Origin of the sequence: Patulibacter defluvii (assembly GCF_034096925.1) — a bacterium.
GTDB lineage: Bacteria > Actinomycetota > Thermoleophilia > Solirubrobacterales > Solirubrobacteraceae > Patulibacter > Patulibacter defluvii.
Window position 1 is genome coordinate 1 of record NZ_JAWZSQ010000007.1, and the last position, 16,593, is coordinate 16,593.

Annotated in this window: 14 protein-coding genes; 9 read left to right on the forward strand and 5 right to left on the reverse strand. The window is 75.3% G+C overall.

The genetic code is table 11. The features are described from left to right. Positions 1-197: 197 nt before the first annotated feature. Together SH587_RS09100 and SH587_RS09105 are read left to right on the forward strand one after the other, a co-directional pair. Positions 198-1,811, forward strand: a complete 1,614-nt coding sequence (locus SH587_RS09100) for a Na+/H+ antiporter (protein ID WP_320670279.1) — start codon at positions 198-200, stop codon at positions 1,809-1,811. A 66-nt stretch (positions 1,812-1,877) separates the two neighbouring features. After that, entirely contained in the window at positions 1,878-3,011 is a 1,134-nt protein-coding gene (locus tag SH587_RS09105) for a phosphatidylglycerol lysyltransferase domain-containing protein (RefSeq protein ID WP_320670280.1), read from the forward strand. Here the strand turns inward: SH587_RS09105 and SH587_RS09110 are convergent. Then, complete coding sequence (locus SH587_RS09110) at positions 2,947-3,477, reverse strand: hypothetical protein (protein WP_320670281.1); 531 nt, start codon at positions 3,475-3,477, stop codon at positions 2,947-2,949. The two genes, SH587_RS09105 and SH587_RS09110, sit on opposite strands and share 65 nt — an antisense overlap. Positions 3,478-3,525: 48 nt before the next feature. Between SH587_RS09110 and SH587_RS09115 the strand changes: the two genes are divergently transcribed. The 6 genes from SH587_RS09115 to SH587_RS09140 are packed head-to-tail and all read left to right on the forward strand — an operon-like array spanning position 3,526 to position 9,767. Then, positions 3,526-4,311, forward strand: a complete 786-nt coding sequence (locus SH587_RS09115) for an alpha/beta hydrolase (protein WP_320670282.1) — start codon at positions 3,526-3,528, stop codon at positions 4,309-4,311. After that, positions 4,308-5,201, forward strand: coding sequence for a hypothetical protein (locus tag SH587_RS09120; RefSeq protein WP_320670283.1), 894 nt, complete (start codon positions 4,308-4,310; stop codon positions 5,199-5,201). Before SH587_RS09115 ends, SH587_RS09120 begins: the two co-directional genes overlap by 4 nt. Positions 5,202-5,206: 5 nt before the next feature. Beyond that, entirely contained in the window at positions 5,207-5,905 is a 699-nt protein-coding gene (locus SH587_RS09125) for a response regulator (protein ID WP_320670284.1), read from the forward strand. 3 nt (positions 5,906-5,908) lie between these two features. Continuing rightward, complete coding sequence (locus tag SH587_RS09130; protein WP_320670285.1) at positions 5,909-7,348, forward strand: sensor histidine kinase; 1,440 nt, start codon at positions 5,909-5,911, stop codon at positions 7,346-7,348. Then, a complete protein-coding gene (locus tag SH587_RS09135) occupies positions 7,345-8,241 on the forward strand; it encodes an alpha/beta hydrolase (RefSeq protein WP_320670286.1) in 897 nt (298 codons plus the stop codon). The genes SH587_RS09130 and SH587_RS09135 overlap by 4 nt, the downstream gene beginning before the upstream one ends. Before the next feature lie 35 nt (positions 8,242-8,276). Then, positions 8,277-9,767, forward strand: a complete 1,491-nt coding sequence (locus SH587_RS09140; protein WP_320670287.1) for an acetyl-CoA acetyltransferase — start codon at positions 8,277-8,279, stop codon at positions 9,765-9,767. A 107-nt stretch (positions 9,768-9,874) separates the two neighbouring features. Here the strand turns inward: SH587_RS09140 and SH587_RS09145 are convergent, their stop codons facing one another. Together SH587_RS09145 and SH587_RS09150 are read right to left on the reverse strand one after the other, a co-directional pair. Continuing rightward, positions 9,875-10,549: a hypothetical protein gene (locus tag SH587_RS09145; RefSeq protein WP_320670288.1), complete on the reverse strand. Its 675-nt coding sequence runs from the start codon at positions 10,547-10,549 to the stop codon at positions 9,875-9,877. A gap of 1,033 nt (positions 10,550-11,582) precedes the next feature. After that, positions 11,583-13,283 (reverse strand): hypothetical protein, encoded by a 1,701-nt coding sequence (locus SH587_RS09150; protein WP_320670289.1) that lies wholly within the window; start codon positions 13,281-13,283, stop codon positions 11,583-11,585. 111 nt (positions 13,284-13,394) lie between these two features. Here SH587_RS09150 and SH587_RS09155 point away from each other — a divergent pair, with 111 nt between their 5' ends. Further along, positions 13,395-14,543: an acyl-CoA dehydrogenase family protein gene (locus SH587_RS09155; RefSeq protein WP_320670290.1), complete on the forward strand. Its 1,149-nt coding sequence runs from the start codon at positions 13,395-13,397 to the stop codon at positions 14,541-14,543. A 21-nt stretch (positions 14,544-14,564) separates the two neighbouring features. On the opposite strand, the gene SH587_RS09160 is transcribed toward SH587_RS09155, so the two are convergent. Continuing rightward, positions 14,565-15,449 (reverse strand): alpha/beta hydrolase, encoded by an 885-nt coding sequence (locus SH587_RS09160; protein ID WP_320670291.1) that lies wholly within the window; start codon positions 15,447-15,449, stop codon positions 14,565-14,567. A gap of 60 nt (positions 15,450-15,509) precedes the next feature. Continuing rightward, positions 15,510-16,532: a hypothetical protein gene (locus SH587_RS09165; protein WP_320670292.1), complete on the reverse strand. Its 1,023-nt coding sequence runs from the start codon at positions 16,530-16,532 to the stop codon at positions 15,510-15,512. Between the last annotated feature and the right edge of the window lie 61 nt (positions 16,533-16,593).

Genomic DNA, 16,593 nt, shown 5'->3' on the forward strand with positions numbered 1-16,593 from the left:
CGGCGGGCGGCGGGCGGCGGGGGCGAACGTCACACACCCGGAACCCCCGCGCCGGCCATGCGACGAAGCCAGCCGCTGGCGGTGGTCAACGTCGCACGGCGGGTCGGGCCGCGCTGGCGTGTGACGTTCGCCCCCGTCTCCGCCCCCACCCCACCATCACCGGCCCGCCACCCCCGGCCGCGTAGATTGGACCGCCGATGGCGACCCTCCTGGCCAGCGGCGGCGCGTCCGCGGAGCACCTGCAGCTCGCGGCGGTGCTGCTGGCGATCGGCGCGCTGCTGGTGCTCGCCCAGGCCGGCCGGATCCCCTACCCGCTGCTGCTGGTCGTCGGCGGCGGGCTGCTGGCGCTGATCCCGGGCGCGCCGCGGGTCGAGATGAGCCCCGAGCTGGTGCTGATCGTCTTCCTGCCGATCCTGCTCTACGCGGCGGCGTTCTTCAGCTCGCTGCGCGACCTGCGGGCGCAGGCGAAGCCGATCGCGACGCTGGCGATCGGGCTGGTGCTGGTCAGCGCCGTCGCCGTGGCGGTGGTCGCGCACGTGGCGATCGGGCTGCCGTGGGCGGCGGCGTTCGTGCTCGGCGCGGTCCTCTCCCCCACCGACCCGGTCGCGGCGACGGCGATCGCCCAGCGGCTCGGCGCGCCGCGGCGGGTGGTGACGATCGTCGAGGGCGAATCGCTGATCAACGACTCGAGCGCGCTGATCATCTACAAGTTCGCCGTCCTGGCGGTCACCTCGGGCACGTTCTCGATCTGGGAGGCCGGCCTCAGCTTCGTCGTCGGCGTCGCCGGCGGGCTGGCGATCGGGATCGCGGTCGGCGCCGCGATCGTGGCGGTCCGGCGGCGGATCCACGACACCACGACCGAGATCGCGATCTCGCTGCTGACCCCCTACCTGGCCTACCTGCCGGCCGAGGCGGCCGGGGTCTCGGCCGTCGTCGCCGCGGTCACCTCGGGGATCTGGCTCGGCTGGCGCTCGCCGTGGCTCGTCACCCCCACCTACCGGCTGCAGGCGTTCGCGGTCTGGGAGGTGCTGCAGTTCATGGCCAACGCCGCGCTCTTCGCCCTGATCGGGATGCAGCTGCCGACGGTCGTCGACCAGCTGCGGGAGGCGGACGAGCCGACCGTCGAGCTGGTCCTCCAGGGGCTGCTGGTCGCGGGCGTGGTGATGCTGGTGCGGATCGCCTGGATCGGGCTCGGCGAGCTGATCGAGCGGCTGCTGCCGCGGCTGCGCGAGCTGCGCCCGGTCGGCAGCGGCCGCGAGGCGGTGGTGATCGCCTGGACCGGGATGCGCGGCGCGGTCTCGCTGGCGACCGCGCTGGCGGTGCCGGTGGCGCTCGACGACGGCAGCCCCTTCCACGACCGCGACCGGATCGTCCTCATCGCCTACGTCGCGATCCTCACCACGCTGCTGCTCCAGGGCCTGACGCTGCCGCGGCTGCTGACCCGGCTGGGCCTGCGCGACAGCGACGACGGCGACGCCGACGAGGAGGCGATGGCCCGCGCCGCGATGGCCGACGCGGTGCTCGACCGCTTCGACGACGTGGTCGCCGACTACGCGGTGCCCGAGCCGCTGGCCAACCGCTTCCGGACCCAGTACCGCTTCCGCCAGGAGCGCCACGACGCCCAGCGGCGGGGCGAGGCGAACGAGCGGCTGGAGGCCGGCAACGCGCGCTTCGTCGCCTTCCGCAGCGACCTGCTCGACCTCGAGCGGCGGGCGCTGCTGGAGCTGCGCACGACCGGCTGCATCAGCGACGCGGTGATGCACCGGATTCAGCGCGACCTCGACCTGGAGCAGGAGCGGCTGACCGGCTGAGGCGCTTAACGCGATCCCAATCCGGCGCCTGCCCGGGCGCAACCGGCGGCGGGACAAGCTCGCGGCATGTCCACGATCCTGCTGCCGGGCCGCCCCGTCGAGGCCCCCGAGGACGGCGCCGAGCACCGCGCCGGCCGCGCCGCCGTCAGCGACCGCCGCCGCGCCGCCGCGCTGGTCGCGGCCCACGGCGACGACGCGCTCGCCCCCTTCGTGCTCGGCGAGCGGCGGGCGCTGCACGTGGCCGCCGACGGGGTCCTCGCCTACCGGATCGCCGGCCGCACGGCGGTCGTCGGCGGCGACCCGGTGGCCGCCGGCGGGCGGGCCCCGGAGCTGCTGGCCGACTTCGCCGAGCGGGCCCGCGAGCAGCGGCTGCGGACCGTCGTCCACGGCGCCGCCGACCGCCACCTCGACGGCTACCGGGAGCAGGGGCTGCGGACGATCTGCGTCGGCGAGGAGGCGGTCGTCGACAGCCGCTCCTTCGGCCTCCGCGGCCAGCGGATGAAGGCCGTCCGCCACGCGCTCTCGCGCCAGCGCCGCCACGGCTGGTCGCTCGACTGCGTCGCCGGCGCCGCGCTCGGCCCGGCGGCGGCCGAGCTGCACCGGCTGGAGCAGGCGTGGCGGGCCGAGCAGCCGCGGATCTGCGGCTTCGCGATGACCAGCGGGCGGCTGCACGGGACGCTCGACGACGCCCGCGCGACCTTCGTCCTGGCCCGCGACCCGGCAGGCGAGCTGCGGGCCGCGCTGCGGATGGCGCCCTTCCACGACGGGCTCTCGCTCGACGTCCAGCGGCGGATCGGCCCGAGCCCGAACGGGCTCACCGACGCGATGATCGCCACCGTCCTGCTGTTCGCCGCCGAGCAGGGGATCGCCCGCGTCTCGCTGAATTTCGCCGGCTTCTCGCAGCTGCTCGACCCGACCCGCGCCCGCGGCCCCCGCGCGCGGCTGGCGCGGGCGGCGCTGCGGCGGACCGGCGACCGCTTCCAGCTCGACCGGCTGGTGACCTTCTGCGACAAGTTCGGCCCGACCTGGGAGCCGCGCCACCTGGTGCTGCCGCGCCACGCCTCGCCGGCGCTGGCCGGCCTGCGGGTGCTGCAGGCCGAGCAGCACCTGCCGGGCGCCGAGGCGACCCGCGCGCTCAGCCCCGCCCCGCGCCACCGCGGCGCGCCGCGGGCGGCACGAGCAGCGCTGCTGCCGCGATGAGGCCGACCGCGACCAGCGTGCCGGGCCGCGTCAGCTGGTCGCCGAGGTGGTCGGCGACCGGGGTGCTGTCGGCGATCGCGTCCGAGAGCGCGCCGCTGACGAACAGCAGCAGCCAGGCGATCGCCGCCAGCTGCAGCGCCGCCGCGACCCGGGTCCGGGCCGCGACCACCAGCGCGCCCGCGAGCCCCGCCGGCAGCCACGCGAGCAGCAGCCGCGCGAGCGGCTGGGCGTCGTCGTGGGCCAGCTGCTGGAGCGGCAGCGCCCCGCGCACCCGCGGGCCGAGGGCCAGCAGCCCGCTCTCGCGGATCAGATACAGCCAGCCGACGCCGGCGGCGACGACCGCGAGCGCGGCCAGCGCGCCGGCCGCCCGCCGACCGGAGCCGAGGCGATGAACCGGCGGCTCGTCCGCGGGACGGTCGTGCTGTGGATCGCGCTCGGAGCGCTCGGCGTGTTCCGGTACGGCCAAGGCTACGCACAGTACCGCGGCTTCCCGCCCCCGAAGGACCCCGCCGGCGTGCCCGCGGGCCGGCTGCTGCGGGTCGGCTTCCGCTCGGCGGCGCTCGGGAAGCGGCGCTCCTACGACGTCTACCTGCCCGCCGGCTACCGGCGCGACGTGGCCCGCGGGATGCGGTTCGGCGTCCTCTACCTGCTGCACGGCAACCCCGGCAACCCGGAGCTGTACTTCAACGCCGGCCGGGTCGGGGTCGACGCCGACGTGGCCCTCGCCCACCACCGGATCCGGCCGCTGCTGATCGTCGTGCCCGACGGCCGCGACGGCACCTGGCGCGACGACACCGAGTGGGCCGACACCCCGCACGGCCGCTACGGGTCGCTGGTGCTCGACGTGGTCCACGACGTCGACCGCCGCTTCCCGACGATCGCGAACCGCGCCCACCGGGTGATCGGCGGCTACTCGATGGGCGCCTACGGGGCGATCCAGCTGACGCTCGCCCACCCGCGGATCTTCGGCGCGTTCGAGTCGTGGTCGGGGTACTTCCGGCAGCAGCGGCAGTACAGCTTCGCCGGCGCCGACGCCGCCACCCTCCGCGCCGCCAGCCCGGTCGACGAGCTGGCCGCGGCCCCGGTCGGCGCGCGGCCGCGGCTGCCACTGCGGGCCTACGTCTACGGCGGCGACGTCGACCCCGACAGCGCCCAGATCCCGCGCTTCGTGCGGAGCCTGCGGCGGGCCGGGATCGCGACCACGGTCCGGATCGTCCCCGGCCGCCACGACTGGGCGGTCTGGCGGCCGATGGTGCCGACGATGCTGCGCTGGGCGAGCGAGCGGATGGCGGGCCGATGAGCGGCGCGATCGTCCCCGGCGCGCTGCTGGCGCTGCTGGCCTCGCTGGCCCTCAACGCCGGCTACCTGATCCAGCACCGCGGCGGCCGCGACGCGCCGCCGGTCGACGTCCGGCGGCCGCTGCGGACGTTGGCCGGGCTGCTGCGGTCGCGGGTCTGGCTGCTGGGGACGGCGACCGGCACCCTCGGCTGGGCGCTGTTCGTCGCCGCGCTGGCGCTGGCGCCGCTCTCGGTCGCCCAGGCGTTCGCCGGCGGCGGCCTGGCGCTGGTGGTGCCGCTGGCCGCCCGGGTGACCGGCCGGCCGCTGGCCGCGCGCGAACGGGCGGCGGTGCCGGCGATCGCCGTCGGGCTGGCGCTGCTGGCCGTCGGCACCCGCGATCCGGGGGCGCGGACGGCCGACCACGAGCAGCTGCTGCCGCTGCTGGTCGGCGCCTCGCTGGCCGCCGGCGCGCTGCTGGCGCTGCCCGCCGGCGGCCGCCGGCCGCAGCTGCTCGGGGTCGCCGCCGGGGTCTTCTACGGTGCCGCCGACGCCGCCACCAAGGCGGTCTGCGGGGCGGCCGCCCACGACGGGCTGCTGCCGGCGCTGGTCTCCCCCTGGGCGGCGGCGCTGGTGGCGCTGACCGCGGCCGCCTTCTTCTGCTTCCAGCGCGGGCTCCAGAGCGGCCGGCCGCTGCCGGTGATCGCGCTGATGGCGACCGCCACCAGCCTCGTCGCGGTGGTCGGCGGGCTGGCCGCGTTCGCCGAGCCGCTGGGCCAGACGCCGCTGCTGGCCGCGCTGCGGATCGTCGGCCTGGTGACGGTCGCGGTCGCCGGCTGGGTGCTCGCGCCGGCCCCGTCGCGACTGCTGCCGGCCGCCCGCGAGCTGGCCGGGCAGGGACCGGCGCTACCGTGAGCGCGATGGCCGGAGAGACGCTCGAGATCCTGGTCTGCGACGACGAGGCCGCGCTGCGCGAGGCGCTGCGGCAGTCGTTCGAGCGCGAGGGCCACCGGGTGGCGGCGGTCGCGGACGGCGACGAGGCGCTGCGGCGGCTCGCCGAGCAGCGCTACGACGTGGTCCTGCTCGACGTCGCCCTCGGCCCCCGCAGCCCGAGCGGCTACGAGGTCTGCCGGCGGCTCCGCGACCAGCGCGACGACACCCCGGTGATCATGCTGACGGCGCTCGACAGCGAGGCCGACGCGGTCCAGGGGCTGGAGGCGGGCGCCGACGACTACGTGATCAAGCCGTTCCGCCCGGCCGAGCTGCGGAGCCGGATCCGGGCGCTGCTGCGGCGGGCGGTGCCGGCCCGCGAGGAGCCGCTGCTGGAGCTGGGACCGGTGACGATCGACGTCGGCCGCCGCGAGGTCCGCCGCGACGGCCAGCCGGTGACGCTGACCTTCTCCGAGTTCTCCGTCCTCCACGCGCTGGTCGCCGACCGCCAGCGGGTCCACGGCCGCCAGGAGCTGCTGCGGATGATCTGGGGCGACTCGGCCTACCGGGACCCGCGCGCGATCGACGTCCACGTCCGCCACCTGCGCGAGAAGCTGGAGCAGACCCCGAGCGCGCCGCGGCTGATCCTGACCGTGCGCGGCGTCGGCTACCGGGTCGGCGAGGTCTGACCGATGCGGCTGGGGCTGCGGGGGCGGTTCGTCGCGGTCCTGGTCGGCGTCGCCGCGCTGACCCTCGCCGTCGCCGCGGTCACGCTGCTGTCGCCGCTCGACGCACGGCTGCGGGCCGACGCGGTCCGGACGCTCTCGCACGAGCTGCGCGACGGCCGCGGGGCGCTGGCCCCGCTGCGGGCGGCCGACCTGCGACCGCCCGCCCCGGCCGCCGGACGGGTGGGCGAGACCGCGGTCCGGCCCCCGCGCGAGCAGCCGCTGCGGCGGGCGATCCGCTCGCTGCGGCGGCGGACGCTGGCCGAGATCGCGCTCTTCGACGAGCGCGGCCGGCCGCTGGCGGTCGGCGAGGGCGCGGAGGACGCCGACCGCGACCTGATCGCCGCCGCGCTCCGCTCGCCCGGCGTCCGCACCCGCACCCGCCAGGACCGCCACCCGCCCGAGGCGCTGGCCGCGCTCGCCGTCCGGCTCCGCGACGGCCACGTGGTCGTCGTCCAGGCCACCCAGTCGCTGCGCAGCATCGACAACGCGGCCGCGGTCGTCGGCCGGGCGGTGGTGCTGGCCGGAATCGCCGGGCTGGTCGGGGCGCTGCTGGTCGGCACGCTGCTGGCCGGCCGGATCGTCCGCCGGCTGCGGCGGCTGCGGGCGACCGCGCTGCGGGTCGCGCGCGACGGGCCGGCGGCCGAGATGCCCGAGGTCGGCGGCAGCGACGAGGTCGCCGACCTCGGGCGCGCGTTCGCGGCGATGCAGCAGCGGCTGCGCGAGCAGGAGGAGGCGCGGAAGGCGTTCGTCGCCACCGCCTCGCACGAGCTGCGGACCCCGCTCTCGTCGCTGCGGCTGATGCTCGACATGCTGCGCGGCGACCTCGACGCCGAGCCGCCGGCGCTGGCCGACGCCCGCGAGCAGGCGCAGCGGGCCGAGACCCAGACCGAGCGGCTGTCGACCCTGGCCGACCAGCTGCTGCAGCTGAGCCGGGTCGACGCCGGCCTGCCGCCGCGCCGCGAGCCGGTCCAGGTCGACGAGGTCGTGCGCTCGGTGGTGGCCGAGTTCGACGCCCGGGTGGCCGACGCCGGCCGCGAGCTGGTGCTGACGATCGGCGGCGAGCGGTGGGTCGAGGGCGATCCCGGGGCCGTCGCCCAGATCGTCCGGATCCTGCTCGACAACGCCCTCCGCCACGCGCCCGGGGCCGCGATCCGGGTCACCGTCGGTGCCACCCCGTCCTCCCCCGCGCTGGCCGTCGCCGACGACGGCCCCGGCGTCCCGGCCGACCAGCGCGAGGCGATCTTCGTCCGCTTCGCGCGCGGTCGCGAGGCCGGCGAGGGCTTCGGCCTGGGGCTCGCGATCGCCCGCGAGCTGGCCCGGTCGATCGGCGGCGAGCTGACCCTCGACGGCGACGCGCCCGGCGCGCGGTTCGTGCTCACCCTCCCCGAAGGAGCCCCCGGATGACCGTTCGCCCGCTGGTCCTCGTCGCGCTCGCGCTGACCCTCGCCGGCTGCGGGACCGCCGGCGCCCGCAGCGCGACGGCGGCGGCGCCCGGCACGATCGTCGACGGCAGCTACCGCTCGACGGCGCTCCGCGGCAGCGTCCGCTACCGCGTCTTCCTGCCGCCCGGCTACGCCCACGGCCGCCGCCGCTACCCGGTCGTCTACTTCCTCCACGGGCTGCCGGCGACGGCCCGCTCGTACCGCAACCAGCGGGTCGGGCTGATCGGCCGCGCGGCGGTCCGCGCCGGCCGGCCGGCGATCGTCGTCGGAGCCCAGGGCGCGCGGGCCGGCGAGCGCGACCCGGAGTGGCTCGACCACGGGCCGGGCCGCGACTGGGAGTCGGCGGTCGCCGACGAGCTGGTGCCGCTGATCGACCACCGCTTCCGGACGATCGCCGACCGCCGCGCGCGGGCGATCATGGGCCTCTCGGCCGGCGGCTACGGCGCGACCCTGATCGGGCTCCACAACCCGCAGCTGTTCTCGGTGATCCAGGCCTGGAGCGGCTACTTCTTCCCGACCGACGAGCGCGGCCGGCGGATCCACCTGGGCAGCGCCAGCGCCGACCGCCGGGCCGACGCCCACACCCTGCTGGCCGACCTGCCGGCCGAGATCCGGCGCGACGGGCGGGTGACGCTCGAGTTCTACATCGGCGACCGCGACCGGGCGCTGCTGCGCGAGAACCGCCGCTTCGCCGACGACCTGCGGCGGCTGGAGGTGCCGCACCGGTTCGCGGTCTACCCCGGCGGCCACTCCTCGCGGCTCTGGAACGCCCAGCAGCAGACGTGGGTCGGGCGGGCCGTCCGCGGCCTGCTGCCGGCGAGGGCGCCGGCCCCGCGCACGGCCAACCAGAAGTAGGAGGTGCCACCTCTCACTCTGGCATGATCCGCGCCGTGAGCACCGTCGACCCGCGCACCCCCGTCCTCGTCGGCACCGGCCAGGTCACCCACCGGCCCGGCGCGGACCCGACGTCGCCGCTCGACCTGATGGTCGAGGCCGCGCGCCGGGCCGCCGCCGACGCCGGCCCGGGCGGCGACGCGCTGCTGGCCGGGGTCGAGAGCGTGGCCGTGGTCGACGTCTTCTCGTGGCCGATCCCCGACCCGGGCACGCTGGTGGCGACCGAGCTGGGGCTCTCCCCGCGCGAGACCGTCCGCTCGGTGATCGGCGGCAACGGGCCGATCGCGCTGCTCGGCGACCTGGCCTCGCGGATCGCCGACGGCCAGCTCGACCGCGCGCTGCTGGTCGGTGGCGAGGTGGTCAGCGTCTTCCGCAGCGCGATGGCCAGCGGCGGCCAGACCGGCTGGCCGACCCAGCCCGACGGCACCGCCCCGACCCGCGTCGTCGGCCACGACGCGCCGCCGTCGCACCCGGCCGAGCTGGCCGCCGGGCTGGTCGTGCCGGCCAACTACTACCCGGTCTTCGAGCACGCACTGCGCCACGAGGCCGGCCGCACGACCGCCGAGCAGCAGGCCTGGATCGGCTCCTGGTGGTCGCGCTACAGCGAGGTCGCCGCCGGCCACCCGAACGCCTGGTCGACGACGCCGATGAGCGCCGAGCAGGTCGCCTCGCCCGAGGCCGGCAACCGCCCGATCAGCGACCCGTACCTGAAGTGCATGGTGGCCAACATCACCGTCGACCAGTCGGCGGCGCTGCTGCTGACCAGCGCCGGCGCGGCCGAGGCGGCGGGGATCCCCCGCGACCGCTGGGTCTTCGTCCACGCCACGGCCGGCGCCGCCGACCACTGGCTGGTCGGCGAGCGCGACCAGCTGCACCGCTCGCCGGCGATCGCCGCCAACGGCGCGGCGGTCTTCGGCCACGCCGGGATCGACGCCGACGACGTCGCGCTGGTCGACCTCTACTCCTGCTTCCCGTGCGCGGTCCAGATCGGCGCCCGCGAGCTGGGCTTCGCGGTCGACGACCCGGCCCGGCCGCTGACCGTCACCGGCGGGCTGGTCTTCTTCGGCGGGCCGGCCAACAACTACGTGACCCACTCGCTGGCCACGCTGGTCGACCGCGCGCGCGAGCAGCCCGACGCGCTGGCGCTGGCCAGCGCCGTCGGCTGGTACATGACCAAGCACGGGCTGGCGCTGCTCTCGGCCCGGCCGCCGGCCCGCCCCTACGCCCACCACGACGTCCAGGCGACGGTCGACGCCGGGCCGCGGCGGTCGATCGTCGAGGACCCCAGCGGCCGCTGGACGGTCGAGAGCTTCACCGCCAGCTACGACCGCGAGGGCCAGCCGAACTTCGGCACCGTCGTCGCCCGCGACGGCGAGCGGCGGGCGTTCGCCAAGACCGGCGACGCGGCCACGATCGCGACCCTGCTCGGCGACGACCCGATCGGCCGCCCGGTCGAGCTGGGCGGCGAGCCGGGCTTCGCGCTCTAGCTGTAGTTCCCACGGAGGTTGTTTCATCCGGGTGTCCCGTTCGTAGAGGCTGAGAGTTGCGAAGCACTCAGTCCACGAAGGGACACCCGAATGAACCTCCACGGTAGCTAGAGAACCTGCAACTCGACCTCGGCGGCGACCTCGCCGGTCGAGGTCAGCAGACGGAGCTTGCGGGCACCGGAGCGGCCATCGACCTTGCCCACAGAGATCTTGTAGACCCCGTTCTGGACCTTCGCACGGCCGGTCTCGCCGCCGCCGGCGTCGATCGACACGACCTCTGTCACGCCGTCGGGAGCAAGGCCAAACTTCTCGGTCAGACCGCCGATGGTGCCCGCGTTGAACGGCACCGGCTTCTCGTCTGCGAGCGCCTCCCGGTTGGCGGCGAGTTGGTCGGCCGTCAGGTCGCCGACATCCGTCGCCGTGAAGCCGAAGCGGCCGGTCTTGATGTCGTGGCCATCGCCGCAGGTGATTCCCTCAGGCGCCGCCAAGCAGGCCCCGCCATCCCCAGCCGGGACGACGACCCAGTCAGCACCCTTTCCGGTCGGGTTCGGAACGCTCCGCGCGTCGTCGAACGTCGGCTTGTAGGCGACGCTCTCGGGAACCGCGCGCAACCGCTGGATCTGGTCGGCCGAGGCCGGAGCGCCTGCCGACAGCGCCACAGCAGCCGGGCCGCGATCGGGAGCGTCGTCGTTGCCGATCACACCGGCCGTACCCACGACTGCTGCCGTGATGACCGCCGCGGCGGTCGGGATGGCGACAGAGCGCCGAATCTTGAACTTCATGCGATCAGTCCTCGTCACGTTCAGTCGGCTACCAGTCTTCGCGGGCTCGGGCGACGACTCCGCCGCCGGAACCGGGGGCGCGAACAGCTGGGTCGTACAGCCGGCAGCCGCAGAGATCGTCGCGGTACGCAAGCGTGCTGCTGCACCGGTTCTGAATCGGTGCTCCGGTCTTGTTCACGTACGTCTCGATGCACACGGTGTACCCGTCGAGCGAGCGGGCCGAGTTCTTCCTGAGGCTGCGCCTGGGCCCTTGCTCCTCGCGCCCTGCGTAGAGAAACGCTCCGGACGTGTCGCTGCCCCCAGGAGGCCAGTACACGTACGTCGCCGCCCCAGCGACGGCAGGGATCGACACGGTCAGCGCCAGAGCTGACGCGAGAACAGCTACGCGCCTGTTCCTGGTATTCATGGCCGCAGACTAGCAACGCCCGTCCGGTTCCAGACGACCTGCACACGGATTCAAGAAACAGACCGGAAACGGCCAAGAGTCGAAGTGGGCGTCTGGTGGCCGCCGAATCTTCAGGTCGCTCCAGTGGCGACCGCTCCAAAGAGCAGTCCAGAAGGACGACCACATAGCGATACGTGTCCGACATCCGTTCGAATCTTTCGCCAGACGGACGGCCTGGCAAGTGGTTCGGAGCCTGTTTCGACCCTCTCGGGTGGCCTTCCACAGCGAATAGCGGACCCCCCAGCGTTCCCGCGTCGAGATTCTCGACGTACACGTATCCCTTGCGCTCGTGGTGCAGCAGGAACACTGCGCATTCGAACTCGGGCGAGGCTCCGCAAGAGCTTGCCGTTGCAGCCGCTCGCCCGGCGTATCACCCGCAGACCAACACGGTTTCATCCGCACGAGGCTCAACGGCTGGGCCCACGGGCCGATCTACGGCTCCTTGAGTGAGCGTTCCCGCGCTCCCGGGGTAGCTGCTTCCTACGACCGCCGACGACCCCACGCCGCGCTGAACGGTCGACCTCCGGCCCTGCCGGGCCTCGACGCGACCCCGGCACCTGACCGAAACAACCTCCCTAGCCCTTACGGCTAGCGCTGCGGACGGACCTGGGCCCGCAGCCAGGGGCCGTCGGCGACCCGCACCGAGACCCGCGTGCGGGCGGCGCCACGCAACCGCCGCTCGGCCCGCGCCGAGAGCCGCACGCTGATCCGGCAGCGGAGCGCCCCGCAGGTGCCGACGCGGGTCGCGATCCGCTTGCGGCGGGCGTCGCGGATCGTCGCCCGGCAGCGGCCGAGGCAGCGGACCGAGAGCCGGATCGACGACGAGCGGCGCGGCAGCCGCAGCGTCCGCGAGCGGATCCGGGCGACGGCCTGGGCCTCCTCCTCGGCGCTCCGGACGACGGCCGCCGCCGGCTCCTCGGTCTGCAGCGAGCCGTCGGCGCGGAACCAGTCGGGGTGCGCGGCCCGAAGCGTCGCGGCGCTGCCGTCGCGACGCAGCGCGGCCAGGCAGTGCGGCTGCCGCGCGACCGTGCTGGCGCGGACCACGAAGTCGCGGTAGGCGACCGCGGTCGGCTTGAGGGCGAAGGCGGTCTCCGGTCCCCACAGCAGGCCGTAGAACTCCTCCCGCACCAGCCGCTGGTAGGCGTCCTCCGGCACCGTCAGGTCGCGCGGCGGCACCGCGTTCGAGGTGTAGAGCGTGTGGACCTGCCAGACCGGCACGTTGCAGTCGTTGCGGCTGCCCAGCTCGGCGCCGCGACGGACCATCGCGGCCCGCGCCGACTCCTGCGAGCCGTGGTCGCGGAAGACCCCGTCGATGAACCCGGGCGGCGTCGTGACCCCGGTCTCGGTGGCCAGGATCGGCACCCACGGCGGGATCCCGAGCGCCAGCAGCAACTGGCGGTAGGCGACGACGTCGCCGAGCACCGCCTCGCCCGAGCCGGCCACGCCGTGGCCGCCGTAGGGATGGAGCCCGAAGCCGTCGAGCCGGCCGAGGACCGTCCGGTCGGCCGCCGCGACCGCCCGCAGGAAGTGCTGGATCGCCAGCACCCGCCGCGGATCGGTCTCGCGGTCGAGCCAGTGGTTCGACGGCCCGGCGAAGGCGACCCGCAGCGACGGCGTGCGGCCGTGGAGCGCGTCGAGGGCGGCGTCGAGCATCCGCGCGTAGGCGGCCGCGTCGACCGGGCCGCACCAGCGCGAGGGGTCGTTGGTCTCGTTGCCGACCTCGAGCCACTGCGGGGCCAGCCCCTGGTCGAGCTTGCCGTGGGCGCGCCAGAAGCTGCCGCCGGCGGCGTAGCGATCGGCGACCCAGCGCACGAACGAGCGCAGCGCGCCGAGGTCGGGTTGGCCGTAGCTGACGTCGCCGTGGCGGCAGCCGGGCGGGCCGGCCCACGGCGGCCACGAGTCGAGCACGAACTGGACCCGGACCCCGCGCTTGGCGAGGCCGCCGACGAGCGTGTCGAGCAGGCCGGGGTCGTGCTGGCCGCGCCGCGGCTCGGTCGCCGCCCAGCTGAGCGTGACGCGGGCGGTGGTCAGCCGCATGTCGCGGATCCGGTCCATCATCCGCTCGCTCTCGGTGATGTCCCGCTGCTGGATCGCGTGGACCAGCTCGAGCGTGTTGACCCCGTAGTCGACGCCGCCGAGGGTCGCCCGCGGTTCCGGGACCGGGGCCGGTTGCTGGGCCTCGGCGGTCGCGACCGGCAGCCCGCCGATCGCCGCCGCGAGCAGCGCGACCAGCGCCGCCCGCAGGCGTGCGCCTCCGCCGATCCGTGATCGCCCGCCCGACGCCCCCATGCCCCGGCACGGTACCCGACCGCGGCCGGCTCCGGGCCGGCTTGGTCGGCTGGCCAGCCGGGGCCGTGGCCTGTCACACTCGCGGCGCCGCCACCGGAGGAGCGCACGACGATGAAGAGGACCCTGTTCGAGGACGAGCACGAGGAGTTCCGGCACAGCTTCCGGACCTTCCTCGAGCGCGAGGTCGCGCCCCACGACCGCGAGTGGGACGCGGCCGGGATCGTCCCCCACGAGATCTACGAGGCGGCCGGCGAGAACGGCTTCCTCTGCATGTCGGTGCCGGAGGAGTACGGCGGCGCCGGGGTCGACGACTTCCGCTTCAACGCGGTCCAGCACGAGGAGCTGATGCGGCTCGGGCTGACCGGGTTCGGGATCGGCGTGATGCTCCACAACGACGTCTGCCTGCCCTACTTCCTGCACTACACGAATGAGGAGCAGAAGCAGCGCTGGCTGCCGGGGATGGTCAGCGGCCGGATCGTGACGGCGATCGGGATGACCGAGCCGGGGATCGGCTCCGACCTCGGTCGGCTGGCCACCACCGCCCGCCGCGACGGCGAGCACTACGTGGTCAACGGCGCCAAGACCTTCATCACCAACGGCATCAACGCCGACCTGGTGATGACCGCCGTCAAGACCGACCCGACCCAGCGCCACCGCGGGATCAGCCTGATCGGGATCGAGCGCGACACGCCCGGCTTCGAGCGCGGCCGCAACCTGGAGAAGGTCGGCCTCCACGGGCAGGACACCGCCGAGCTGTTCTTCAGCGACGCCCTGGTGCCGGTCGAGAACCTGCTCGGCGAGGAGGGCAAGGGCTTCGGCTACCTGGTCGCCAGCCTCGCCCAGGAGCGGCTGTCGGTGGCCTGGGACGCGTGGTCGTCGGCCAGCGCCGGGCTCGACTGGACGATCGAGTACGTCAAGCAGCGCGAGGCCTTCGGCCAGACGATCGCCGACTTCCAGACCACCCGCCACGCGCTGGCCGACTGCCGGACCGAGGTCGACGTCGCGCGGACCTTCCTCGACCGCTGCACCGTGGCCCTCAACGACGGCGAGCTGACCGTCGAGGAGGCCGCCCAGGTGAAGCTGTGGACGACCGAGATGCAGACCCGGGTGCTCGACCGCTGCGTCCAGCTGCACGGCGGCTACGGCTACATGGTCGAGACCCCGATCGCGCGCGCCTGGGCCGACGGCCGGGTGACCCGGATCTACGCCGGCGCCAACGAGGTGATGAAGGAGATCATCGGCCGGGCGGTGCTCGCCTGAGGGCGGGCAGGCCGGCGGGCGCTACCCCAGGTGGCGCTGGAGGAAGGCCAGCTGGTCGGCGACGACCCGCTCGAAGGCATCGCCGACGTAGATGTCGAAGTGGCCGATCGGGTAGTGGATCGCCTCGCCGCGGGGGGCGGCCGCGGCCATCTTGGCGGCCGCGCCGGGCGGGGTCGTCTGGTCCTCGTCGCAGATGCAGACCAGCAGCGGCGCCTGGACCTTCGGCGCCCGCCGGATCGGCCGGTAGAGCGGCATCGTCAGCGCGATCCGGCCGGCGACCGCGTTCTGCCAGCGGGTCCCCTCCCCCTGGATCGCCTGGAAGCCCGGCTCGGCCTCGGGCGCGGTCATCACCGCGAAGGTGCCCGGCGCGCCGACGGCCGGGATCCGGTGGGCGTCGCGGCCGAGCAGCGCCCCGGCCTGGTCGCGGAGCCCGGCGACGGTCAGGCCCAGCAGGTTGCGCAGCGGCACCTCTCGGAGGGTCGGGATCGAGTCGGCGTAGGGCGCCTGCGAGACGACCGCCGCGATCGCCGGGTCGCCGGCCGCCACCGCCACCACGTGGCCGCCGCTGAACGAGCTGCCCCAGAGCGCGATCCGCTCGCGGTCGACCCCGTCGAGCCCGCGCACGTAGGCGAGCGCCGCCCGGTAGTCGTCGTGCTGCTTGCCGATGTCGAGCAGCTGCCGCGGCTCGCCCTCGCTGGCGCCGAAGTGGCGGTAGTCGAAGGCCAGGACCACGAAGCCGGCGGCGGCGAAGCGCTCGGCGTAGGCCGGCAGCCGCTCCTCGCGGGTGGCGCTGAAGCCGTGCGCCATCACCACCGCGGGGTGCGGGCCGTCGCCGTCCGGCCGGTACAGGTAGGCCGCGCACTGGGCGCCGCCGGAGGGGAACGTGACCTCGCTGCGCTCGGGCATGGCCCGCAGCCTATAGCCGCCCCCGCCGGCGGTCGCTGGCGGAACCCGTGAGCGCGCCGCTCACCAGCCGGCGGGCAGCGAGCGGTAGTAGACGAGCGGCCCGACCAGCTTGCCGCTGAAGACGTAGGCGGAGACGAACAGCACCCGGCCGAGCCGCAGCGGCCCGGGCAGGACCTTGACCGTCGGCACCCCGACCGAGGTCAGCGGCCCGAACCAGCCGTTCAGCGTCATGCCCTCGGTGGTCCCGGTCGTCAGGTCCTCGAGCGCCAGCGACCAGGCGCCGAAGCTGCCGGGCAGCCGCTGCGCCTCGACCACGTCCCAGCGACCGCCGGCCAGCTCCAGGTGCGAGCGCTTGCCGTGGCTGGCCAGGAACCCGGCCTGCCGCAGCCGCCGGCCGGTCGCGGCGTCGCTCGTCGCCCGCCAGTCGCGGAAGCCGCGCAGGTAGCCCTCGGCCTGGCGGTCGACGCCGCGGGCACCGGCGTTGTAGTGGAAGCCGATCCGCAGCACCGAGGTCTCCGGCCGCCCGCTCCAGGCGATCCCCTCGATGCTCGGCGTGCCCTCGTTGGTCGGCGAGAGCGTCCGCGGCAGCAGCTGCTCCATCGCCCAGCGGTTGCGCAGCAGCTGCTCGCGGCCCGGGTAGTAGCGGACGCGGATCTGGCTCTTGCCGCTGCCCCGCTCGAGCGCGGTGTAGTCCTCGTAGGCGACCAGGAAGCCGCCGCCGGGGAGGCTGCGGATCGTCGGCATGTTGCCGCCGTCGACGTCGAGATCGGTGATCCGGCGCCAGTTGATCAGGTCGGTCGAGGCGCCGACGCTGACCGTGTAGTCGGTCGCCCCCGGTCCGTGCGGCCAGAAGTAGACGCCCAGGTAGCCGACGCCGATCGGGTCGGCGACGACGTCGAGCCCGGCCAGCTGCCGGCGGCCCGTGTCCTTGGCCCCGTAGCGGACGTGGAGCGGGTCGCGCGGGACCGCCTCCAGCAGCGCGCGCGGCGACGGCGCGGCGGCTGATCGGGCGGTCGCGCCGCCGAGGCCGCCGAGGGCGAGGGCGGCGACCAGCGCGCCGACCAGTGGTCCGCGCGAGCGCACGCGCGTGCGCCGCTGCCGTCCTCCCCCCAACCCGTCGCCCATCACCCGAGGGCGAGCCTAC

Bases quoted from the DNA above. Each gene is read 5' to 3' on its own strand.
- SH587_RS09100 (WP_320670279.1), top strand. From the start codon at position 198: ATGGCGACCCTCCTGGCCAGCGGCGGCGCGTCCGCGGAGCACCTGCAG.
- SH587_RS09105 (WP_320670280.1), top strand. From the start codon at position 1,878: ATGTCCACGATCCTGCTGCCGGGCCGCCCCGTCGAGGCCCCCGAGGAC.
- SH587_RS09120 (WP_320670283.1), top strand. From the start codon at position 4,308: ATGAGCGGCGCGATCGTCCCCGGCGCGCTGCTGGCGCTGCTGGCCTCG.
- SH587_RS09125 (WP_320670284.1), top strand. From the start codon at position 5,207: ATGGCCGGAGAGACGCTCGAGATCCTGGTCTGCGACGACGAGGCCGCG.
- SH587_RS09130 (WP_320670285.1), top strand. From the start codon at position 5,909: ATGCGGCTGGGGCTGCGGGGGCGGTTCGTCGCGGTCCTGGTCGGCGTC.
- SH587_RS09135 (WP_320670286.1), top strand. From the start codon at position 7,345: ATGACCGTTCGCCCGCTGGTCCTCGTCGCGCTCGCGCTGACCCTCGCC.
- SH587_RS09145 (WP_320670288.1), bottom strand. From the start codon at position 10,549: ATGAAGTTCAAGATTCGGCGCTCTGTCGCCATCCCGACCGCCGCGGCG.
- SH587_RS09150 (WP_320670289.1), bottom strand. From the start codon at position 13,283: ATGGGGGCGTCGGGCGGGCGATCACGGATCGGCGGAGGCGCACGCCTG.
- SH587_RS09155 (WP_320670290.1), top strand. From the start codon at position 13,395: ATGAAGAGGACCCTGTTCGAGGACGAGCACGAGGAGTTCCGGCACAGC.
- SH587_RS09160 (WP_320670291.1), bottom strand. From the start codon at position 15,449: ATGCCCGAGCGCAGCGAGGTCACGTTCCCCTCCGGCGGCGCCCAGTGC.